Raw genomic sequence first — 21,969 nt, forward strand, 5'->3', positions numbered from 1 at the left:
TCGTTGTGAGTTCAAGCCGTAAAGGAGAAATCACGATAGCCGGAGGCACCGTTGTTACAAACATTTGGCAATAAAAAAGCCATGCCGTTTAAGGCATGGCTTTTATGGGTACTTTCATCGTCACCTGCCGGATGGTACCAGCAGGTGAGAGCCAGACGGCTTATTCTGCAGTCGGTTTGCTCATTGGCGATGTTGCACGGTTGCTTGCTCCCTGGCTGCCACCTTGACGGCCAAGTACACGAGGTTCACGCATTGGTGCGATGGCCACGATGCTTGGTTCCGCTACGATTGATGGTGCTGGTGCTTTGGTCATCGGAGAAACAGCATGGTTACCGCGAGGTGTATTCGCCGTCACTTGCTCTTTCACTGCTGCCACAACAACAGGTGCTTCAGCTACCGGTGCGACTGCATCTGCTTCAGCATCCATAGGCATTGTCATACCCATCATAGCGGCTTGTGCAGCAGCAACGGCTTCAGCAACCTCAGCATCCGCCGTGGTTGTTTCAGCGTTAACTGGCTCTTCGGCTACCGTAACGTCTTTAGCCACGTTAGTCGCCTCAGTTGCAGCTGATTCAACAACCTCAACGGTAGTCACCTCGGCTTCCTGGCGGGCAGGCTCGGCTGCTACAGGCGCTTCGGTTGGTTGCGCTTGAGCCGTCACCTCTGAGCGCAGTGGGAAGACTTTACCCATTGCCATCTCTGGAGACGCTACACCGCTACGCAGTGCCGGTACAGCCGATGCTTCAGTCACGGCAACCGTTTCTTGTGCAATCGTTGCTTCTGTAACTGCTACGTTTTCTGCTACTACAGCTTCTTCATCCAGAGCGACAACCGGCTCTTTAGACGCAGATGGCCATACTTTACCCATTGCCATTTCTGGTGAAGCCACGCCGCTGTGCAGACGAGGAACCGCCTTTGGTTTCTCAACAACAGAAATCACGTTTTCGATATCGTTCAGAACATCGCTGGCTTCTTCAACCGCATGGCCCACAGCTTCCGTTACGATGCCTTCAACGTCTTCATCTTTTTCCGGACGGGTGTCACGGATACGACGACGGCGTTGGCCGCTTGCACGAAGATGACGCGGCGAGCGACGGTTACGGCGCTGACCGTTACCTTCCTGACCACCGTTGTCCTGTTCGATAGCTTCTTCCGCTGCTTCTTCAACAATCTCTTCAGACTTGGCCATTTTTGCCATTTCTGTGCCCATTGCTTGCAGTGGCGAAGCATCTTTCGCGTCCTGTACGGCATCCAGCATCAGCTCTTGTGTCTGCTCGGCATCATCAGTAAGACGCACTTTCTTACGCAGGTCACGGCGCTGACGACGTTGTTTCACCTTAGCGGCTTTTTCCTGCTCAGGCTTCTCTTCCACAACAGGTTTTTCAGCTTTGGCAGGTTTCGCAGCCTTTGGTGCTTTCTCTTCAGTGCGGCGCTGTTTCTGAGCTTGAATGTCTTCACGGCGTGACTGACGTTTTTGCTCTTTCTCTTTACGCTGCGGAGCTGCTTGCTTATCGCTAGCCTGTGGTTGCTGTTGTTCAGGTTTGTCTTTCGCCTTCTCGTTACGACGGCGAGACATACGCTGTTCACGCTGCTCAGCAACTTGCTTGTTGTCCGCTTCCTGACGTTCAGGACGGTTACGGCGAGTGCCTTCTTTCGGCTGACGACGGCCTTCCTGACGCTCGTTACGACGGTTGTCCGGACGACGGTTGTCACGACGGTCACGGCGGTTACGCTTACCGTTGTCTTGTTTCTCTTCCTGCTTTGCCTCAGTGGCAGGCGAGAAGAAGTTAGCAATCGCGGTGATCAGGCGGCTGAAAATACCTGGCTTGGTTTCACTTGGCGCGCTTGCAACAGGAGCCGCCTGCGGTTTCGCTTTGGCTTCCGGCTTTGGTTGCGGCGCGCTGAAACCTTGCAGAACAGGTTCTTCACGCTTCTTCACGGTCAGGCGCTCTTGAGGCGATTCGTTCGACTCGGCTTCACGCAATGCTTCAATCGCACGAGGCAGGTTGTAAGACAGTGTTTCATGCTCATCACCGGTACGGACACGAATCACTTCAAAGTGCGGCGTTTCCATATCGGCATTCGGTACGATGATCACGCGCACATCGTGCGATTTTTCAATGTACTGAACAGAACGGCGTTTTTCGTTAAGCAGGTAAGAAGCAATAGCCACTGGCACAATCGCCAGTACCTGAGAGGTGTTATCCTTCAGGGCTTCTTCTTCGATCAGACGCAGGATGGACAGCGACAGTGATTCACTGTCACGGATAACACCCGTACCGCTACAACGAGGACAAACGTGATGGCTCGCTTCTGCCAGAGACGGGCTCAGGCGCTGGCGAGACATTTCCAGCAGACCAAAACGTGAGATGCGGCCAATCTGAACACGGGCACGGTCCATACGGACGGCTTCGCGCAGACGGTTTTCTACTTCACGTTGGTGACGCACTGGTGTCATATCGATGAAGTCGATGACCACCAGACCACCCAAGTCACGCAGGCGCAGCTGGCGAGCGATTTCATCGGCCGCTTCCAGGTTAGTCTGCAGAGCGGTTTCTTCAATATCGCCACCCTTAGTTGCACGGGCGGAGTTGATATCAATAGAGGTCAGAGCTTCGGTTGGGTCGATAACGATAGAACCACCTGATGGCAGACGAACCTCACGCTGGAAGGCTGATTCGATCTGATTCTCAATCTGGTAATGATTGAACAGTGGTGTATCGCTGTTTTCATACAGTTTTACGCGAGACATGAAGTCCGGACGTACCTGCTGAATGTGTTCGCGGGCACGGTCGTAGATCTTTTTGCTGTCAATGACGATTTCACCGATGTCACGGCGCAGGTAGTCACGAATAGCACGAGCGATAACGTTACTTTCCTGATGGATAAGGAACGGTGCTGGTGCTGAGTCTGCTGCGTCTTTTACGCGATCCCAGTGGTTCAGCAGGTAGTTCAGATCGTATTCCAGATCTTCTGCTGATTTACCCACGCCGGCTGTGCGCACGATAAGGCCCATGCCTTGCGGCAGTTCCAGTGTGCTCAGTGCAGCTTTCAGCTGGGTACGCTCGTCACCCTCGATGCGGCGGGAAATACCACCTGCACGCGGGTTGTTCGGCATTAGAACCAGATAGCTACCAGCCAGAGAGATAAACGTGGTTAACGCGGCGCCTTTGTTGCCTCGCTCTTCTTTGTCTACCTGAACGATAACTTCCTGACCTTCCTTCAGGACTTCCTTAATGTTAGGACGGCCTTGGTAAGTGTAATCAGCAGGGAAGTAATCGCGGGCGATTTCTTTAAGAGGAAGGAAACCGTGACGTTCTGCACCATAGTCAACGAACGCTGCTTCCAGGCTTGGTTCGATACGTGTGATGCGTCCTTTGTAGATATTTGCTTTTTTAGATTCGTGGCCAGGGCTTTCGATATCCAAATCGAAGAGCTTCTGCCCATCAACTAATGCGACGCGCAACTCTTCCTTTTGAGTTGCGTTGATCAACATTCTTTTCATTATATTTTACTCGTTATTTCGTTGTGCTCGTTCTCTCAGCGCCAAGTTTGGTATTGGTGGTGCCCGACCCCAAGTCTGATCTTTCATGCAACCTCACGGCTGGAATTTCAGGGGTGCTAATGGCAACACGTCTTATCCAACTGTACCTGGATGGTTAGATCGGTAAATGTACAGCTGGCACACCGGTAATCACGGCGGTATCTCTCACACCAATAGAAAAATCGTCACAAAGAGAACAAAAAAACACTCCAAGGAAGTGAACGTCTTACGCCACATGCTGCGTTATTCGTTAGAGCGGTATATAAAGTAGTCAGGTGGGTGGTATTCTGCACACCCTGTTAGCAAAGTAGGCACTTTTTCCCACTTGTGCACGCCAATCATAGCAGGGTGACTTTTTTGCGGCAATCTGCTTTGTAGGCATGTTAGAATGAAACCCATGAAAGATGATAAACCAAAAGTGCAGTTCATCGAGATTTCTGATGATTTTGCAGGCCAGCGAATCGATAATTTTCTTCGGGCGCGGCTAAAAAATGTACCAAAAAGTATGATTTACCGGATTCTGCGTAAAGGGGAAGTGCGGGTAAACAAAAAAAGAATAAAACCGGAATACAAGCTGCAAGACGGGGATCTGGTTCGGGTACCTCCGGTCGTTGTCCCGGAGAGGGAAGAACAGGCGCCGGTCAGTACGAAGCTGGATAAAGTGGCGAAGCTGGAATCATGCATTATCTATGAAGATGATCACATGCTGATTCTGAACAAACCGTCAGGTACCGCTGTGCATGGCGGTAGCGGACTGAAGTTCGGTGCCATTGAAGCCTTGCGTGCGTTGCGTCCGGATGCGCGTTTCCTGGAGCTGGTACACCGTATCGACCGGGATACTTCCGGTATTTTGCTGGTCGCCAAGAAGCGGTCTGCACTGCGTCAGCTGCAGGAGCAGTTCCGCCAGAAAACCGTGCAGAAATATTACTATGCGCTGGTAATGGGCGAGTGGAAGGCTTCGTGTAAAAAAGTGACGGCACCGCTGCTGAAAAATGAGGTAAATAGTATTGTTCGGGTGAACCCGAACGGTAAGCCGTCTGACACCCGTTTTAAAATTATTGAACGACTGGAGCAGGCGACCCTGATTCAGGCGAGCCCGGTAACCGGCCGGACGCACCAAATTCGTGTTCACTGTCAGTATGCTGGGCACCCGATTGCCTGGGATGACCGCTATGGTGACCCGCGTTTTGATGCGTATACAAAGAAGGTGGGGCTAAACCGTTTGTTCCTGCACGCTGCGAATATCCAGTTCACGCATCCTCAAACGGATGAAAAGATGGATATCAGTGCGCCGATGGAGCCGATGCTGGTGAAAGCCATCGAGCAATTGCGCCGAAAATCAGCGTGAGGGGTGGTTGAGCTCCTTTCTGATGTAAGGCTCTGGCTTGTAAGTGGTGTGATTTGCCCAGTTTGGCGTTGTAATGCCAAATCGGTCGTAGGTGGCACTTCAAACACGAACGGCAGCGAAAGCTGCCGTTATTTGTTTGGGGTTTATATCAGTGGTTGACTGACACAACCACAACCACAACCACAACCACAACCACAGCCTCAAACCAAACAGGTGAAGCCTAGCCGGATAGGCGAGAGTGGGTGTAATTCGTAGCTCTAAAGGATTTCGATTCCCTGGGTTTGCAGCAGATCGCACAAGGCGATGAGCGGCAGACCGACAAGGGTATTGGGATCTCGCCCGTCTAACCTGTCAAACAGGGCAATACCAAGCCCTTCGCATTTGAAGCTGCCAGCACAGTACAGCGGCTGCTCTTTGGCAACATAGCGGGCAATGGCTTCATCGCTCAGTTGGCGGAAGTGAACATGAAAAGGTTCACAGATAACGCGGCTGTCACCGGTTCGGGCATTAAAAACGCAGAGGCCGGTATAAAAGGTAACCACCTGGCCGCTGGCGTCTTTTAGTTGCTGGCAGGCTTTCTCTTCGGTCAATGGTTTACCGATGATCTTGTCATTGATGACGCAAACCTGATCTGACCCGATGATGATATGGTCAGGATGACTGGCTGCACAGGCTTTGGCTTTCCCTTCGGCCAGACGGCGAACCAACTGCTCAGCGTTTTCGTTGGGCAGAGGCGTTTCATCGCAGTCAGGACTGGCGATAGAAAAGGGCACCTGGAGTTTTTCCAACAGGGCCTGACGAAAAGGTGAAGTCGATGCCAGCAGCAAGGGTTGGGTCATGGCGGGTTTCCGGTTGAAATTGATTGAAGATAGTCTACGTGCCATCAGCATAAATGGCTATATAATGAAGGTGAGTCTGGTGAGAGACTGGTATCTCACCAGGCAGTTGACGGTAATTTGACCGCATTGAATAAACCATAACGGGTCATTCTCTGGCGGGCATTTACCATCAAATTGGCGGAAGTGGTGGTGACGACTGCGCTGCAGGTAAAATGGCACCCTCGAATTAGCTTAAATGCTGTTAATTCGAGCACATTTCCTTTGACTCAAGCTGATTAGAAGGCTAATATTCGCGCCCTATGCAAAAGGTAAAATTGCCGCTTAAAGTTGATCCGGTTCGCGCCGCTCAAAAGAAACTCGATTATGATGGCATCATCAAAGCCGAGTTACTGGAGCGTCTGGCCGAGTCAACACAGAGCGTAACACGTGATGCAAACGTCACCTTATCATTTGACCTGGACCAGCGTCATATTGCATTCATGCGAGGCCGCGCGGATGTGGAAGTGATGCTAACCTGTCAGAGATGTCAGGAAGAATTCAAACACGAATATAGTGTTGAATTCTGTTATAGTCCGCTCCTCAACCGAGAGGGTGCAGATGATTTACCGGAAGCTTATGAGCCGGCTGACGTCGACGAAAATGGTGAGATCAATCTGATTCAAATCGTTGAAGACGAGTTGATTTTGGAATTGCCACAAGTCGCTATGCATGATGAAGCTGACTGCAAAGCCAGCGGAAACATGACTTTTGGTGAGATCCCCGTTGCTGATGAGCGTCCGAATCCGTTTGCAGTATTGAAAAACTTGAAGTAAGTAATTTTTAACAGGAGTAGGGTTAATGGCCGTACAACAGAGCAAAAAATCACGTTCAGCACGTGGTATGCGTCGTTCTCACGATGCACTGACAACTGCAGCTGTGTCTGTAGATTCTGCAAGTGGTGAAACTCACCTACGTCACCACGTGACTGCTGACGGTTTCTACCGTGGCCGCAAGGTTATCAAAAAGTAAGGTTGAGCCTTGAGTGGTCTAACCGTTGCACTTGATGCAATGGGCGGGGATTTCGGTCCTCAAGTAACAGTGCCTGCCTCCGTGCAGGCACTGTTGCAATTCCCGGAGCTTAAAGTCATGTTATTTGGTGATCAGACTTTGATCACATCGCAACTCTCTCTCCTGAATCAAACCAACCATCCCCGTATTAAGATTGTCCATTGTGACAATGTCATCGCCAACGATACCCGGCCGTCACAGGCATTACGCCATAGCCAGGGCTCATCGATGCGGGCAGCGCTTGAGGCGGTTTCAGAAGGTCAGGCAGACGCCTGTATCAGTGCCGGTAATACCGGTGCGCTGATGGCCTTGTCCCGTTATATCCTCAAACAGCTGCCGGGTGTGGATCGTCCCGCACTGGTTTCCGCAATTCCGACCCAAAACGAAACGAAAACCTGGTTACTCGATCTGGGCGCGAATGTGTCATGCGATGCTGATACGCTGTTCCAGTTTGCGGTGATGGGAGCGGTACTGGCCGAGCAGGGGAAGGCGGCGCCACGCGTTGCACTGCTGAATATCGGCGAAGAAGAGATCAAAGGTAATGATCTCGTCAAGCGATGTGCAGAAATGCTGGCGGACGCTAAGGAAATTAACTACATAGGCTATCTGGAAGGGGACCAGCTGTACAGCGGAAAAGCCGATGTGATTGTCTGCGACGGTTTTGTTGGCAATGTAAGCCTGAAAACCAGCGAAGGGGTGGCTAATCTATTTATAAACAATATCCGAAAAGCCATTTCGGACAATCCGTTTAAGCGTCTGGTCGCTAAATGGTTGTTTCGTGACCTATTCGAGAGCCTCAGGCAACTGAACCCCGACCAGTATAACGGCGCGAGTCTGTTAGGATTGCGCGGTATTGTGGTGAAGAGCCATGGAAGTGCTGATATCGCTGCCTTTACCAATGCCATTGGTGAAGCAGTCTGCGAGGTCAAACGGCAGATACCGATAAAAATCAGTGACCGTTTGGAACAAGTCTTACTCGAGAGGCATTATTAGTCTTCATGTATAGCAAAATTTTAGGTACTGGCAGCTACCTGCCGGAACAAGTACGTTCTAATGCCGATTTAGAACAGATGGTCGATACCAGCGATGAGTGGATCGTTGCTCGTACCGGTATTCGAGAGCGTCGCATTGCCGCAGAGGATGAAACTGTTGCGGTAATGGGATATCAGGCCTCCCTGAAAGCCATTGAAATGGCTGGCATTGCCAAGGACGAGATTGACCTGATAATCGTAGCGACTACCAGTGCGAGCCACGCTTTCCCATCGGCGGCCTGCCAGGTGCAAGGTATGCTGGATATTAAAGGCTGCCCGGCGTTTGATATTGCCGCTGCGTGTTCAGGCTTCATCTACGCATTGAGTATTGCCGATCAGCACATTAAGACCGGCATGGCGAAAAACGTGCTGGTAATTGGTTCTGATGCGCTGTCTCACAAGTGTGATCCAGAAGATCGTTCCACGATCATCCTGTTTGGTGACGGTGCCGGTGCGGTTGTTGTTGGTGCCAGTGATGAGCCGGGGATTATTTCTACCCACCTGCATGCTGACGGTCACTTTGGTGGCCTGCTGAGCCTGGCGGTGCCGGAACATGGCCAGACGTTCAGCGACGACAAGTGGCTGTACATGGCAGGTAATGAAGTCTTTAAGGTGGCAGTGACTCAATTGTCAAACCTGGTGAAAGATACGCTGGCTGCTAACAATATGGACAAGTCAGAACTGGACTGGCTGGTGCCTCATCAGGCTAACCTGCGTATTATTTCCGCGACGGCGAAAAAATTATCAATGTCGATGGATCAGGTTGTGGTCACGCTTGATCGCCACGGTAACACGTCGGCGGCGACCGTACCGACAGCGCTTGATGAAGCCGTCCGTGATGGCCGCATCAAACGTGGTCAGACCCTATTGCTGGAAGCCTTTGGTGGCGGTTTCACCTGGGGTTCTGCACTGGTGAAATTTTAAGGCTTAGCCTACCGAATTCGTTTCAATGAGGGAGCCTGTGGGCCAAACGGCACATCTGACGGTCTCCCTCTATTTAGTACTGAATGTTTCAGTCACAAAATAAGGATTCTCGAATGTCTAAATTCGCGATTGTATTCCCTGGTCAGGGTTCACAAGCTGTTGGCATGCTGGCGGAGCTGGCTGAGCAGTTTGAAGTGGTTAAACAGACTTTTGCCGAAGCTTCTGAAGTGTTGGGCTATGATTTGTGGGAACTGGTACAGAACGGTCCGGCTGAACTGCTTAATGAGACTCACCGTACTCAGCCTGCGCTGCTGACATCTTCTGTTGCTATCTGGCGTGTATGGCAGGAGCAGGGCGGTGCCCAGCCTGACGTACTGGCCGGCCACAGCCTGGGTGAATACTCTGCACTGGTTTGTGCGGGTGTGATTGACTTCAAAGACGCTGTCAAACTGGTTGAGCTGCGTGGTCAGCTGATGCAGGAAGCTGTCCCAGCGGGTACTGGTGCGATGTCAGCGATCATTGGCCTGGAAAATGACGCGATTGCGAAAGCGTGTGAAGACGCGGCGCAGGGTCAGGTTTGTTCGCCAGTGAACTTTAACTCTCCTGGTCAGGTGGTTATCGCGGGTAATAAAGAAGCGGTTGAGCGTGCCAACGTACTGTGTAAAGAAGCGGGTGCGAAACGCGCACTGCCTCTGCCGGTATCTGTGCCGTCTCACTGTGCGCTGATGAAGCCTGCCGCTGAGAAACTGGCCGTTGCTCTGGACGAGATCACGTTCAATGCACCGTCAGTACCTGTAATCAATAATGCGGATGTGGCAACGGAAACTGATCCGGCTGCAATCAAGCAGGCGCTGGTGAAGCAACTGTATGGACCGGTTCGCTGGACGGAATCTGTTGAGCGTATGGCAGCAGAGGGTGTGGAATCACTGCTGGAGTTTGGCCCGGGTAAAGTCCTGACTGGCCTGACTAAACGTATCAGCCGTTCACTGGGCGGTTCAGCAGTTAACGATCCGGCGTCACTGGAAGCTGCGAAATAAAAAGCCGCTACATAACAAGCGACTAAAATACTGGGTCAGCCGGGCAGCCTTAGCCTGTGCGGCTGACACCTCAATCCAAGCAAAGAGGAATAACAATGAGCCTGGAAGGTAAAATTGCACTGGTAACAGGTGCAAGCCGTGGTATCGGCCGTGCGATTGCAGAAATCCTGGTTGAACGCGGTGCCACTGTTATTGGTACAGCCACCTCTGAGAAAGGCGCAGAAGCGATCAGCGAGTACCTGGGTGAAAACGGTAAAGGTCTGGCGCTGAACGTCACTTCTCCTGAATCAATTGAAGCGGTTCTGAAGCAGATCAAAGACGAGTTCGGTGAAGTTGATATTCTGGTGAACAACGCCGGTATCACTCGCGACAATCTGCTGATGCGCATGAAAGATGACGAGTGGCAGGACATCCTGGACACCAACCTGACGTCTATTTTCCGTCTGTCAAAAGCGGTTCTGCGTTCTATGATGAAGAAGCGCTACGGTCGCATCATCAGCATCGGTTCTGTGGTCGGCACCATGGGTAACGCGGGTCAGACTAACTACGCTGCAGCGAAAGCGGGTCTGATTGGCTTTACTAAATCAATGGCGCGTGAAGTGGCTTCTCGTGGTATTACCGTGAATGCGGTTGCTCCAGGCTTCATTGAAACTGACATGACTAAAGCTCTGAATGATGATCAGCGTGCGGCAACATTGTCTAATGTTCCGGCTGGCCGTCTGGGTGAACCGCGTGAAATTGCAGCAGCTGTTGCCTTCCTGGCTTCAGATGATGCTGGTTATGTAACCGGTGAAACGCTGCATGTCAACGGCGGCATGTACATGATTTAAACAAAAAAGTTGCATAACTTGATGATGCAGGTCAAACTCAATTTGTTTTCACTGAAAATCGTGGTTTGACCAGCGTGTTGAGTATTGCAACTTTTGCAGTATTGAATAAACTACAGCAAATCGCATTAGCGAATTCTTGTTTTAAGGAAATAGATTAATGAGCAACATCGAAGAACGCGTAAAGAAAATCATCGTTGAGCAACTGGGTGTAGACGAGTCTGAAGTTAAGAACGAAGCTTCTTTCGTTGACGATCTGGGTGCAGACTCTCTGGACACCGTTGAACTGGTAATGGCTCTGGAAGAAGAATTCGATACTGAGATTCCTGACGAAGAAGCTGAGAAAATTACTACAGTTCAAGCAGCTATCGACTACGTTGTTAGCGCATCTGAGTAATTAAAGAACTCCCTCCAGGCGGTCACCATGACCGCCTGATTTTTCTTATGAATCCTGTTTTATCCTCAATTCCCGGAGAAATTAATCGTGTCTAAGCGTCGCGTAGTGGTTACTGGCATGGGTATGCTGTCACCGGTAGGTAATTCCGTTGAATCTTCATGGAAAGCCCTGCTTGCCGGAACTAGCGGTATCAGCACTATTGAACATTTTGATGCTAGCGCATTTGCTACTCGTTTTGCTGGTATGGTCAAAGACTTCAATTGTGAAGATTACATGTCGAAAAAAGATGCACGTAAAATGGATTTGTTTATCCAGTACGGCATCGCAGCAGGCGTGCAAGCATTAAAAGACTCTGGTATTGAAATCACTGAAGAAAATAACGCACGTATTGGTGTAGCTATTGGTTCAGGTATTGGTGGCCTTGGCTTGATTGAAGCTAACCATCAGGCAATGCTGGAAAAAGGACCGCGCAAAATCAGCCCGTTCTTTGTTCCTTCAACCATCGTAAACATGATCGCTGGCCACATGTCTATCATGTACGGTCTGCGCGGTCCGAATATCGCTATTTCAACTGCCTGTACAACAGGTCTGCATAACATTGGCCACGCGGCACGTATGATTGCCTACGGCGATGCAGATGCAATGCTGGCTGGTGGTGCTGAAAAAGCATCAACTCCGCTGGGTATGGGTGGCTTTGCTGCGGCAAAAGCGCTGTCTACTCGTAACGACGATCCTCAGGCTGCATCTCGTCCGTGGGACAAAGATCGCGACGGTTTCGTACTGGGTGACGGTGCCGGCATGATGATGCTGGAAGAATATGAGCACGCGAAAGCTCGTGGTGCGAAAATTTATGCTGAACTGGTTGGCTTTGGTATGAGTGGTGATGCTTACCACATGACTTCACCAAGTGCTGACGGTTCCGGCGGTGCACTGGCCATGGAAGCGGCTATCCGTGATGCGGGTATCAATGCTGACCAAATCGGTTACGTGAATGCACACGGTACTTCTACCCCTGCGGGTGACGTAGCAGAAACGCTGGGTATCAAACGTGCACTGGGTGCTGCGGCTGATAAAGTTATGGTTTCTTCAACCAAATCAATGACAGGTCACCTGCTGGGTGCAGCTGGCTCTGTAGAAGCGATCATCACGGCACTGACTCTGGTTGATCAGGTTGTACCGCCAACAATCAACCTGGATAATCCAGATGAAGGTTGTGATCTGGATTACGTACCAGGCGAAGCCCGCCAAGCGAAACTGGAGTACGCTCTGTGTAACTCGTTCGGCTTCGGCGGCACTAACGGCTCTCTGCTGTTTAAGAAAATCTAACGATAACCTGTTATTATAGTACCTGTTATCATAGTACGGCCTGGTGGTAACCCACCGGGCCGTTTTTTTATCTGTTTTTTCAGCATATTCGCAGGGATTAGGTATGATACTGATCAATGGGAAAGCGGGAGACACGCTCGGTATCTCTGACCGGGCGACGCAGTACGGTGACGGTTGCTTCACCACCATGCTGGTGGAGCAGGGGGCTGTCCGACTCTGGCCGTATCATTTATCCCGGTTGCAACGTACGCTTCAGGTATTGGCGATAGCCGAGCCAGATTGGGAAACCCTAACCCTTGAGGTGGAGCGCCTAGCTGCGCAGTATGCCAATAAAGGTGGTATCAAAATTCTGATAAGCCGTGGTGCAGGTGGCCGGGGCTACAGTCCGGTGGGGTGCCAGCAGACGACGGTAATTGTGTCTGATTTTGCCTGGCCGGTTCATTATGAGCAGTGGCAGGCAGATGGGATCACTCTGGGGGTTTGTCAGCAGCGGCTAGCCTTGTCGCCAATGCTCGCCGGTCATAAGCATTTAAACCGTCTGGAGCAGGTGATGCTGAAACGCGAAGCTGAGCAAAATGGCTGGCTTGATGCTGTGGTACTGGATGTGAATGGTTGTGTGGTTGAGGCAATCGCTTCGAATATTTTCTGGCGCCAGGGAAATGTGGTTTTCACGCCAGAACTGGATATGTCCGGGGTACATGGCGTAATGCGCCGCCATATTATCGAGCTCTGCAAGCAGCTCGGATATTGTTTAGAATTTGTCAAAACACCCCTCGATAACTTGCTTTGTGCAGATGAAGTCTTTATTACTAATGCCCTGATGGCGTTAGTGCCGGTAAATGAAATTAAAGGAAAACAGTTCACTGAGCGAACCTTGCTCAATGCACTGAATAAGAGGTTGTACACGTGCTAAAAAAGTTGCTGATCGCCTGTTTGCTGTTATCGCTGATCATTGCGGGCGGACTGGTCTGGTCGTATCAGCAGGTGAAGTCTTCACTTGATCTGCCGGTGCAGACACCTGAAAACGTCCTGATCACGGTAAAATCCGGAACATCTTTCCGTGGCCTGTTGAATCATTTGGCGGAGGAAAAAATCATTCGCCCATCAACCTGGACTCGCTGGATCCCGCGTCTTGAACCGGAACTGGTCAGGCTGAAAACCGGAACCTATCAGATCACGCCGGTGATGACGCTGCGTGATGTCCTGGCACTGATCGCTTCTGGCCGAGAGCACCAGTTTGCGATCACTCTTATCGAAGGGGATCGTTTTATTGACTGGCAGACCCAACTGACACAGGCGCCATATCTGAAGCATGCCAGCAAAACGATGAGTGAAGCGGAGATTGCCAAAGCTATTGGGGCCTCGGGCATAGAGAAACTGGAAGGATACCTGCTGCCGGAGACATACCATTATACTGCCGGAACATCCGACATTGAGCTGATGCGGCGCGCCTATCAGGCAATGATGTCGCTGCTGGATGAAGCCTGGCAGACCAGGGATCAAAATATTCCGCTGAAATCACCCTATGAAGCGCTGATCATGGCTTCGATTATTGAGAAAGAAACGGCGGTGGATGATGAGCGCGGTGTGGTGTCTTCTGTATTTATGAACCGCCTCAATAAAGGAATGCGTCTGCAAACAGACCCAACCGTGATTTACGGGCTGGGTGAAAGCTATGACGGAAATATCCGTAAGCGGGATCTACGCACCCCGACCCCTTACAACACATATACGATTTTTGGCCTGCCGCCCACGCCAATCGCGATGCCGAGCAAGGCGTCTGTTCTGGCGGCGGTGAAACCGGCTGAAAGCAGCTATTACTATTTTGTGGCCGATGGCAAAGGTGGCCACAAATTCTCCAAAACACTGACTGAGCATAACCGTGCAGTTCGTGACTACCTCAGAACACTAAGTAAATAACAATGACTGGTAAGTTTATCGTAATTGAAGGGCTTGAAGGGGCAGGGAAAAGTACTGCCATCAAGCAGGTTACCCGCGTGCTGGCTGAACATGGGATCTCGGATATCACATCAACCCGTGAACCGGGAGGAACCCCTCTGGCAGAGCAGATGCGTAAACTGGTGAAAGAAGGCCATCCGGATGAGCCGCTGACAGACATGGCTGAACTGCTGCTGCTGTATGCCGCGCGTTCACAGCTGGTGGAAAATGTTATCAAACCGGCTCTGTCTGGCGGTCATTGGGTCGTGGGTGATCGCCACGATATGTCTTCACAGGCTTATCAGGGCGGTGGTCGTGGTTTCAATCAAACCGTCATGGCTCAGCTGCGTGATACGGTATTGGGTGATTTTCGCCCGGACTTTACTATCTATATGGATATTGATCCGGTTGTCGGTCTGGAGCGCGCTCGAGGCCGGGGAGAGCTGGATCGGATCGAAAAGATGAACATTGATTTTTTCCATCGTACCCGTGCCCGTTTTCTTGAACTGGCCGAGCAGGATCCACGTGTTGTTATCATTGATGCTGGTCAGTCTCTGGAGAAAGTGACCGCTGATATTACCGATGCACTCGAGCAATGGCTGGAGCGCCAGTAAGATGTTGTATCCCTGGCAGGAAGGCATTTGGAAAAACTGGCAGCAGTTGCTGGATCAGGGACGCCTCCACCATGCGATTCTATTGGTCGCACCGACAGGCAGCGGGCGTGAGGCGTTAGGGAAACAGCTGGCCAAAACCGTACTGTGCCAGAATGGCATCACAGAGCCTTGTGGAATGTGCCATAGCTGCCGGCTATTTGATGCGGGCACGCATCCGGACTATCACCACCTCGCGCCGGTTGATGGTAAGCAAATCGGGGTTGATGCGATTCGTCAGTGTAACCGTTGGGCTGTTGAAACATCGCAGTTGAGCGGAGAGCGGGTCATACTGATTGAACAGGCGGATGTGATGGGAGAGGCAGCAGCAAACGCCTTGCTTAAAACTCTGGAAGAGCCGCCATCGGGCTGTCAGTTTATTCTGATGGCTACGTCACTGGACAATTTGCTGCCGACTATAAACAGCCGATGCAATAAATGGCGGCTTGCAATGCCGGCTGAAGCGGATACCCGCCGTTGGGTCGAAAGTGCCTTGATGCAAAGTATCCCGCTTGAAACTGTTCGCCTTAACGGGCGAGCACCGCTGGCAACGCTTCAGTTCATCGAGCAGGGGCAGGATATCCGCTACCGTAAATTACTGGAAGCTTTCGCTGGTTTTCTGAACCCGCCTTTCCTCGGTGTATTTGACGTTGCGGGCATGTGTGTTGAAGAAGGGCATCAGAGTTTGAAATGGCTGAGCTATTTCCTGGTGGACTGTCTGAAATGGCAGCAAGGGGTAACAGAGCACCTGATTCACTGTGAATCGCTTCCGTTGGTGCAGCAAGCAGCCGCGACGACAGACCCGATTCTGCTGCAAAGCCAAGTTCGTAAAGTTAATGCACTGCTGCGGCAACTTGAACAACAGACCGGACTGAACCAGGAACTGTTGATTGTCGACTGGCTGACAGGGTTTATGAACCAGCCTTAACATGCGGCCAGACAGACAGACAGACAGACAGACAGACAGACAGACAGACAGACAGACAGACAGACAGACCGCACGCATAGCGTGCAAAGAACCGAATACTGAGGAAAAAACGTGTTAGTAGATTCGCATTGTCACCTGGATAAACTGGATTACGACAAGCTGCATACCGGCATTGATGACGTGCTTGCCAAGGCAAAAGCACGCGGTGTGGATTACTTTTTGTCTGTCGGGGTAACGCTCAATAGTTTCCCTGACATGATGGCGATGATTGAGCCTTACGAGAATGTGTTTGCATCTTGTGGGGTGCACCCGCTGGATATTGAAGCAGGCTTCGATTACGACAAGCTGAAAGAGTATGCGCAAAATGAGCGTGTTGTTGCGATCGGTGAAACCGGTTTGGACTATCACTACCAGCCTGAGCTGGCTGAGCAGCAGAAAGAGGTTTTTCGTCAGCATGTTCGCCTGGCCGTTGAACTGAACAAGCCTCTGATTATTCATACCCGAATGGCTCGCGAAGACACCATGCAGATTCTACGTGAAGAAGGCGCGGAGAAGTGCGGTGGTGTGTTGCACTGCTTTACTGAAAGTCTGGAAATGGCGAGAGAGGCAATTGAGATTGGATTCTACATTTCGATTTCCGGGATTGTGACCTTCAATAAAGCCAGTGATCTGAAACACGTTGTTAGTGAACTGCCGCTGGAATGCTTGCTGGTCGAAACAGATTCTCCGTATCTGGCGCCAATCCCGCACCGCGGAAAGCAAAACCAGCCTGCTTATGTGCGCGAAGTGGCTGAATATATTGCCTTGCTGAAGGGGGTTTCGGTTGAAGAAGTGGAAGCTGTCACCACGAAAAACTTCTTCACACTTTTTTCGCAGGCAAAACAGTAACAGAATAAAAAAGGAGCGTTGGCTCCTTTTTTTTCGTCTTTATTTTATGAGTCAGGCGAAAAATCACCCAGAATAAAACAAGTTACTCAACAAATTTGAAAAATGGCTTCTTAAATGTACAAAAAAGTTGAAATGTAATTTCGTAACGTTAAGTAACATAGCTTACAGTATTGAAAGATAATTACATACTCTTGTGCCCTGTCCGAATTCCTTATTATTTCATATAAAACAGTATCTTATGTTTTGATTTCTTGCTTTTTAACCAATTTTTTCACTGTGATCTATATTTTATTTTGAAATTATATTTCATGGTGCATTGGTAATTTTGATAGCCATCAAGTTATATTTAGCGCCGCATCTTATACTTATGCTGTATTCAAAAAGAGGGTCGTATCGGATACACGACTACGGGGGTAGGTCGCTGATACTGGCCTGATATCTAATTAAAAACCTCACTCAGGAGCACAATATGTTTAAGAACCTTTTTGCTAACCTGCAAAAAGTCGGTAAGGCGCTAATGCTGCCTGTATCGGTTTTGCCGGTAGCAGGTATTCTGTTAGGCGTGGGCGCCGCTAACCTTGGCTTTATTCCAGATATCGTTTCGAATCTGATGGAGCAGGCTGGTGGCTCTGTATTTGGCCAAATGGCCCTACTGTTTGCCGTGGGTGTAGCCCTGGGCTTCACAAATAACGACGGCGTTGCTGGCCTGGCAGCTATCGTTGGCTACGGCATCATGACAGCGACACTGGGCGTAATGGCTACAGTGATGGGCGTAGAAAAGATCGATACTGGTGTACTAGGCGGTATCCTAGTCGGTGGTGTGGCAGCTTGGGCTTTCAACCGCTTCTACAAAATTCAGCTTCCTGAGTACCTGGGTTTCTTCGCCGGTAAACGTGCGGTGCCAATCATCACAGGTTTCTCTGCTATTGCTCTGGGTATCATCCTGTCGTTCGTATGGCCACCTGTTGGTGCGGCGATCGGTGCATTCTCTGACTGGGCTGCTCACCAGAACCCAACCGTTGCATTCGGTATCTACGGTGTGGTTGAACGTTCTCTGATCCCATTTGGTCTGCACCACGTTTGGAACGTACCATTCTTCTTTGAAGCCGGTTCTTGTGTGAACGCAGCCGGTGAACCTCAGAACGGTGTACTGACTTGTTACCTGGTTGCTGATGAAGCTTCTCGTGCTGCGGGTAATGGCTTTGGTCAGCTGGCTGGTGGTTACATGTTCAAGATGTTTGGTCTGCCAGCAGCGGCGATTGCTATCGCTCACTGTGCTAAGCCTGAGAACCGTGCGAAAGTAATGGGTATCATGCTGTCAGCTGCTCTGACATCATTCCTGACTGGTATTACTGAGCCAATCGAATTCTCATTCCTGTTCGTTGCGCCTGTACTGTACGGAATCCACGCACTTCTGGCTGGTTCAGCATATGTCGTGTCTAACCTGCTGGGCTTTGTACACGGTACATCATTCTCTCACGGTCTGATCGACTTCCTGGTTCTGTCTGGTAATGCACAGAAGATGGGTCTGATGATTGCGGTAGGTCTGGTATACGCAGCGATTTACTACACAGTATTCCGCGTAGTAATCACTAAGCTGGATCTGAAAACACCTGGTCGTGAGCTGGAAGAAACCTCTAACGGTGTAGCATCTGAAGGTTCTGACATGGCGAAAGACCTGGTTATGGCTTTCGGCGGTAAAGACAACATCACAAACCTGGATGCATGTATTACACGTCTACGTGTTTCTGTTGCCAAGGTTGAGAACGTTGACCAGGATCGCCTGAAGAAACTGGGTGCAGCCGGTGTGGTTGTTGCAGGTAGCGGTGTACAGGCTATCTTCGGTACAAAATCTGACAACCTGAAATCTGACATGGATGAGTGGATCCGTAATAACTAATACGGCAGTCACTTAATCTGACAGTAAAGACAAAAGGGAAGCTTCGGCTTCCCTTTTCGTGTCTGCGTTCCATGCTCCGTTCACTCACACTATGAGTCTCAGAGGGTTAGGATGATGGCGACCTAGATGGATGTTCTCTTTTCATTTACTCTTTCTGAGGGCTCTTAGACTGCCTGACAGCGGTGTTTGCGTTTTATCAGGCTCCACACACAAGAGTATGCTCCCGCGAGGCTCAATGCCAGGTTGAGACGATTTCATTAGCTTGTTCCTGGATGGGCTGCATGCTGATGAGCGCGACAGGTTTATCGACGAAGCAGTGTGTGGACACCTTGAGTTAACTCAGAGGTTCTGTGTGCTGTGGGTTATCCTTGTCCGCGTCGCTGGTAAACAGACACAAATATCATCAAAAGAAACGTCACCAAAAAAACGAGAGCAATGTGCTCTCGTTCGTTTGGTGTATCCAGAAAGTAACGGTCAGAGCGAAAGGAAAAACAGCATCAACACCGGGACTAACAGACTCAGAATGAACCCGCTAACAATGGCGATAGGGACACAACGGATCCCGCCGCAGTTCTGAATGACCGGCAAGGTAAAGTCCATGGCTGTGGCACCGGCATATCCGATAGCCGTACTGGGGTACCGACGAATCATCAGGGGAATCATACTCAGGGCTACCAGCTCCCGCAGCAGTTCGTTAAGAAAGGCCACGCCACCCATGACAGGTCCCAGGCTGTCACCAATCAGAATCCCCGACAGGGAATACCAGCCAAACCCGGAGGCCATTGCCAACCCATGATTATAAGGCATATCCAGAAAGTAAGCGGCCAGTAGTCCGCCGGGCAGGGAGGTGGCAATGACAGCCAGAGCAATCAAAATGCCTTTCTTGTTCAGCAGAATCTGTTTCAGCGTCATGCCACTGTTGCGTAGCTGGATACCGATCAGAAACAGTAGGATGAGCAGGATAACTTCACTGGCCTGATCAACCCAACTTAAATCAATGCCGCTAACTAAACCGAATAGCAGGCCACCGGCCACCACGAAAATCAGTTTGACGGATTCCAGTATCATTTCCCGGAAAGGCAATTGCTGATGAGTATGCTCGGTAGACGTCGGCAACAGTTTATCGAGAACGGGTAGAACCAACAGGTTGCAACTGCTGATAACCAGAAAAAATACTAAAGTGTAAGTGACTATCTGGCTCAGGTTCTGGCTGATGTTATCCAGCCCCGCGAGACTGAGCCCCATCAGGGTCAGAATAACCAGAATCAGGCGGGTGGTCTGGGTATTAATGAATTCCAGCACCGACGCTTTGTTAACAGGGATCAGGTAGCCAATAACCAGTGGCAGAAAGATGTAAAGCATTCCGGAGAACATGAGGGTCCTTAAACAGTGTTCACGCTGAACTGCACGATAGAATCCATTCCTACCGGCAATAAGCAGATGAGGATGCGCTGCTAAATGCGGCCAGAATCAGCATAAGTTGTAAACAGAGTATGAATTCAACAGCTTATCAGCAAGGCTGAGAAACGGTCAATATGCTTTCTCAGCCTTTCCCGGCTTTATTTCTGCCGGTAGTAGGGTGTGGGGGAGGAAATCAGAAGCCGCTATTTTTAAACACGGTTTTGAGGCGATGGTTAAAGTCGGGATCCGGCAGGTTCGTCAGTTCATAGATTACTTCGGCAGCCGCCAAATCCATCTCGACATGATGCTCATCAATGGCGTCATCATTGTTTTTGAATAACAACAAATAGTGCGCCATGCGGGCAATATCCAGATAGATATGTTCTTTCATCGTGGCACGGTAAGGTGCCGGACGATTTGATGCCACTTCCAGATAATCATCATCAAATCCCCAGTGTTTAAGAATCATCATGCTGGCTTCCTGACAGCTGTGTTCAAAAACGTATTTGGCGATATCCAGGTCCAGATAGTTACCGCCGTCGAGATAGGCTTGGTATTCGTGTACCAGGCTAAATAAACCAATATCGGCAAACAGGCCGGCCAGCAGGGCTTTCTCCGGTTCAACCGCTTTGGGAAATTCAGGGTGAGTTGCCAGACCATTGGCGATGAGTGCCATAGTGGCAGCCAGCTGGCGGGAGCGAATTGCACTTTGTGTCAGTAGTTGATTGCCTTCCTGGCAGAATAAGTGGCGGGTTTTTAATTCTTCAATGGCTTTTGCGGTGATGATGTCTCTGACGCGGTACATCCCCAGTCTGCTGACGGCAGCGTAGATATCGTGGCAGACAATATTACGGCGATTGAACATCATGGTATTGGAGATTTTGATGATGTAAGCCGCAATCCCGGGGTCGTCCAGCAGAAGCTCGGCAATATCGTTCAGCGAGGTGTCTTCGTTTTTACAAAGTTGCTGAAGCCTGATCAAGACATTAGGGATCGGGGGTAAGGTTAATTTATCCTGTTTGATGGCATTTTGGACCAGGCCACAAAATTCTGACTCCAGTCCTTTTACTATCTTGTCGTTTTCAGGTTTTAACCAAAAGAAAGATACATGAGTCATTTGAAATAATAGAAATAGTTTTAACAAGGCTATTCTAGCCATAGTTAATGGTAAGTGACAGAAAAAAAAGATGAAAAAAACCTTTTTAAAACTGCATGAATTATTTTTAGTCAGTCAGGAACAGCTTGTGCAGAAAACGGACGGTCAGGCGCGGGGAATCCTGGGTGATAAGCAGTTGTTTGTAATGTACTTCCAGCGGTAAAACTTCGATCCAACGTTGGCAAACCCAGCATAAATCATCAAACTCCGGATCGGGATAGAAGGCGCCAATTTCCGGCACGGACTGATAGAAAACTTTAAGTTTTTCAGCGAGTTCATTGTCTTTGCTTTCCAGAGGCAAATAGTCCCAATTCGGGAAGTACGTACATTTTGCCCTCATCAATCCATCGTCTTCTACCCGGATCGAAAGCAGCCGAACCTTGTGGGTTCCTTCCAGCGCAATGCTCAGTAAGCCGCCTTCAAGCTGGTCGAAATTGATCACTTTGCAAAGGGTTGCGATAGCCGGAATTTTTTTTACATCGCTATCTTCTTCCATCTCGTTGAGCATACAGACGGCAAATTGACGCACCCCAGCCAACGAATCCTTCAGCATCTGAATGTGCCGTGCCTCGCAGATTGTCACATCCATTCTCCCATCCGGTAACAGATGAGATGAGGAGGGAAAAAGGGCAATTTCTAACGGTTTATCTGTCTCTGGCATACAACGGCTTTATAGTTTGTGGATAAGAAAAAAAGCTAAGAGCTCACTGAATAGTTTAGGTGATCTGTCAGTTTTATGCGGTTGCAGAATAAGGTCGATTTTGTCCCATAACGCTTATTTTTTGGTC

At 50.1% G+C, this 21,969-nt stretch carries 20 protein-coding genes; 15 read left to right on the forward strand and 5 right to left on the reverse strand.

Annotation, left to right across the window (positions count from 1 at the left end):
- Positions 1 to 160: 160 nt before the first annotated feature.
- Entirely contained in the window at positions 161 to 3,505 is a 3,345-nt protein-coding gene (rne, locus tag C9I92_RS12240; protein ID WP_047883391.1) for a ribonuclease E, read from the reverse strand.
- A 436-nt stretch (positions 3,506 to 3,941) separates the two neighbouring features.
- Here rne and rluC point away from each other — a divergent pair, with 436 nt between their 5' ends.
- Positions 3,942 to 4,892, forward strand: a complete 951-nt coding sequence (gene rluC, locus C9I92_RS12245; RefSeq protein ID WP_047883392.1) for a 23S rRNA pseudouridine(955/2504/2580) synthase RluC — start codon at positions 3,942 to 3,944, stop codon at positions 4,890 to 4,892.
- Positions 4,893 to 5,149: 257 nt separating this feature from the next.
- Here rluC and C9I92_RS12250 read toward each other — a convergent pair whose 3' ends face one another.
- Entirely contained in the window at positions 5,150 to 5,731 is a 582-nt protein-coding gene (locus C9I92_RS12250) for a Maf family protein (protein ID WP_047883393.1), read from the reverse strand.
- A gap of 299 nt (positions 5,732 to 6,030) precedes the next feature.
- On the opposite strand from C9I92_RS12250, the gene yceD reads away from it, so the two are divergent.
- The 14 genes from yceD to ptsG all read left to right on the forward strand — a co-directional run bounded on the left by yceD (position 6,031) and on the right by ptsG (position 18,624).
- Positions 6,031 to 6,543, forward strand: coding sequence for a 23S rRNA accumulation protein YceD (gene yceD, locus C9I92_RS12255; RefSeq protein ID WP_047883394.1), 513 nt, complete (start codon positions 6,031 to 6,033; stop codon positions 6,541 to 6,543).
- A gap of 25 nt (positions 6,544 to 6,568) precedes the next feature.
- On the forward strand, positions 6,569 to 6,739 hold the full coding sequence (gene rpmF, locus C9I92_RS12260) for a 50S ribosomal protein L32 (protein WP_047883395.1): 171 nt from the start codon (positions 6,569 to 6,571) through the stop codon (positions 6,737 to 6,739).
- A gap of 9 nt (positions 6,740 to 6,748) precedes the next feature.
- A complete protein-coding gene (gene plsX, locus C9I92_RS12265; protein ID WP_084712426.1) occupies positions 6,749 to 7,771 on the forward strand; it encodes a phosphate acyltransferase PlsX in 1,023 nt (340 codons plus the stop codon).
- Positions 7,772 to 7,776: 5 nt separating this feature from the next.
- Positions 7,777 to 8,733 (forward strand): beta-ketoacyl-ACP synthase III, encoded by a 957-nt coding sequence (locus C9I92_RS12270; protein ID WP_047883397.1) that lies wholly within the window; start codon positions 7,777 to 7,779, stop codon positions 8,731 to 8,733.
- A gap of 113 nt (positions 8,734 to 8,846) precedes the next feature.
- Positions 8,847 to 9,770: an ACP S-malonyltransferase gene (gene fabD, locus C9I92_RS12275; protein WP_047883398.1), complete on the forward strand. Its 924-nt coding sequence runs from the start codon at positions 8,847 to 8,849 to the stop codon at positions 9,768 to 9,770.
- Positions 9,771 to 9,865: 95 nt separating this feature from the next.
- Positions 9,866 to 10,600: a 3-oxoacyl-ACP reductase FabG gene (fabG, locus tag C9I92_RS12280; protein ID WP_047883399.1), complete on the forward strand. Its 735-nt coding sequence runs from the start codon at positions 9,866 to 9,868 to the stop codon at positions 10,598 to 10,600.
- A 157-nt stretch (positions 10,601 to 10,757) separates the two neighbouring features.
- Complete coding sequence (gene acpP / locus C9I92_RS12285; protein WP_047883400.1) at positions 10,758 to 10,994, forward strand: acyl carrier protein; 237 nt, start codon at positions 10,758 to 10,760, stop codon at positions 10,992 to 10,994.
- An 87-nt stretch (positions 10,995 to 11,081) separates the two neighbouring features.
- Positions 11,082 to 12,320 (forward strand): beta-ketoacyl-ACP synthase II, encoded by a 1,239-nt coding sequence (fabF, locus tag C9I92_RS12290; protein ID WP_047883401.1) that lies wholly within the window; start codon positions 11,082 to 11,084, stop codon positions 12,318 to 12,320.
- Positions 12,321 to 12,423: 103 nt separating this feature from the next.
- Positions 12,424 to 13,233, forward strand: a complete 810-nt coding sequence (pabC, locus tag C9I92_RS12295; RefSeq protein WP_047883402.1) for an aminodeoxychorismate lyase — start codon at positions 12,424 to 12,426, stop codon at positions 13,231 to 13,233.
- Positions 13,227 to 14,240: an endolytic transglycosylase MltG gene (mltG, locus tag C9I92_RS12300; protein WP_047883403.1), complete on the forward strand. Its 1,014-nt coding sequence runs from the start codon at positions 13,227 to 13,229 to the stop codon at positions 14,238 to 14,240. Before pabC ends, mltG begins: the two co-directional genes overlap by 7 nt.
- Positions 14,241 to 14,242: 2 nt before the next feature.
- The gene (gene tmk, locus C9I92_RS12305) at positions 14,243 to 14,872 is read left to right on the forward strand and encodes a dTMP kinase (RefSeq protein ID WP_047883404.1); all 630 of its coding nucleotides are present in this window, start codon (positions 14,243 to 14,245) and stop codon (positions 14,870 to 14,872) included.
- Position 14,873: 1 nt separating this feature from the next.
- Positions 14,874 to 15,836 carry a DNA polymerase III subunit delta' gene (gene holB / locus C9I92_RS12310; protein ID WP_047883405.1) on the forward strand — a complete coding sequence of 321 codons (963 nt, stop codon included), beginning with the start codon at positions 14,874 to 14,876 and terminating at the stop codon, positions 15,834 to 15,836.
- A 111-nt stretch (positions 15,837 to 15,947) separates the two neighbouring features.
- Entirely contained in the window at positions 15,948 to 16,724 is a 777-nt protein-coding gene (locus tag C9I92_RS12315; protein WP_047883406.1) for a TatD family hydrolase, read from the forward strand.
- Positions 16,725 to 17,193: 469 nt separating this feature from the next.
- On the forward strand, positions 17,194 to 18,624 hold the full coding sequence (gene ptsG / locus C9I92_RS12320; protein WP_047883407.1) for a PTS glucose transporter subunit IIBC: 1,431 nt from the start codon (positions 17,194 to 17,196) through the stop codon (positions 18,622 to 18,624).
- A 474-nt stretch (positions 18,625 to 19,098) separates the two neighbouring features.
- Here ptsG and C9I92_RS12325 read toward each other — a convergent pair whose 3' ends face one another.
- From C9I92_RS12325 to C9I92_RS12335, 3 genes are all read right to left on the reverse strand, one after another.
- Complete coding sequence (locus tag C9I92_RS12325) at positions 19,099 to 19,998, reverse strand: LysO family transporter (protein ID WP_047883408.1); 900 nt, start codon at positions 19,996 to 19,998, stop codon at positions 19,099 to 19,101.
- A gap of 220 nt (positions 19,999 to 20,218) precedes the next feature.
- Positions 20,219 to 21,142 (reverse strand): HDOD domain-containing protein, encoded by a 924-nt coding sequence (locus C9I92_RS12330; RefSeq protein ID WP_047883409.1) that lies wholly within the window; start codon positions 21,140 to 21,142, stop codon positions 20,219 to 20,221.
- A gap of 106 nt (positions 21,143 to 21,248) precedes the next feature.
- On the reverse strand, positions 21,249 to 21,842 hold the full coding sequence (locus C9I92_RS12335) for an LON peptidase substrate-binding domain-containing protein (protein WP_047883410.1): 594 nt from the start codon (positions 21,840 to 21,842) through the stop codon (positions 21,249 to 21,251).
- Positions 21,843 to 21,969: the final 127 nt, after the last annotated feature.

The sequence above is a fragment of the Photobacterium ganghwense genome (assembly GCF_003025595.1).
GTDB lineage: Bacteria > Pseudomonadota > Gammaproteobacteria > Enterobacterales > Vibrionaceae > Photobacterium > Photobacterium ganghwense.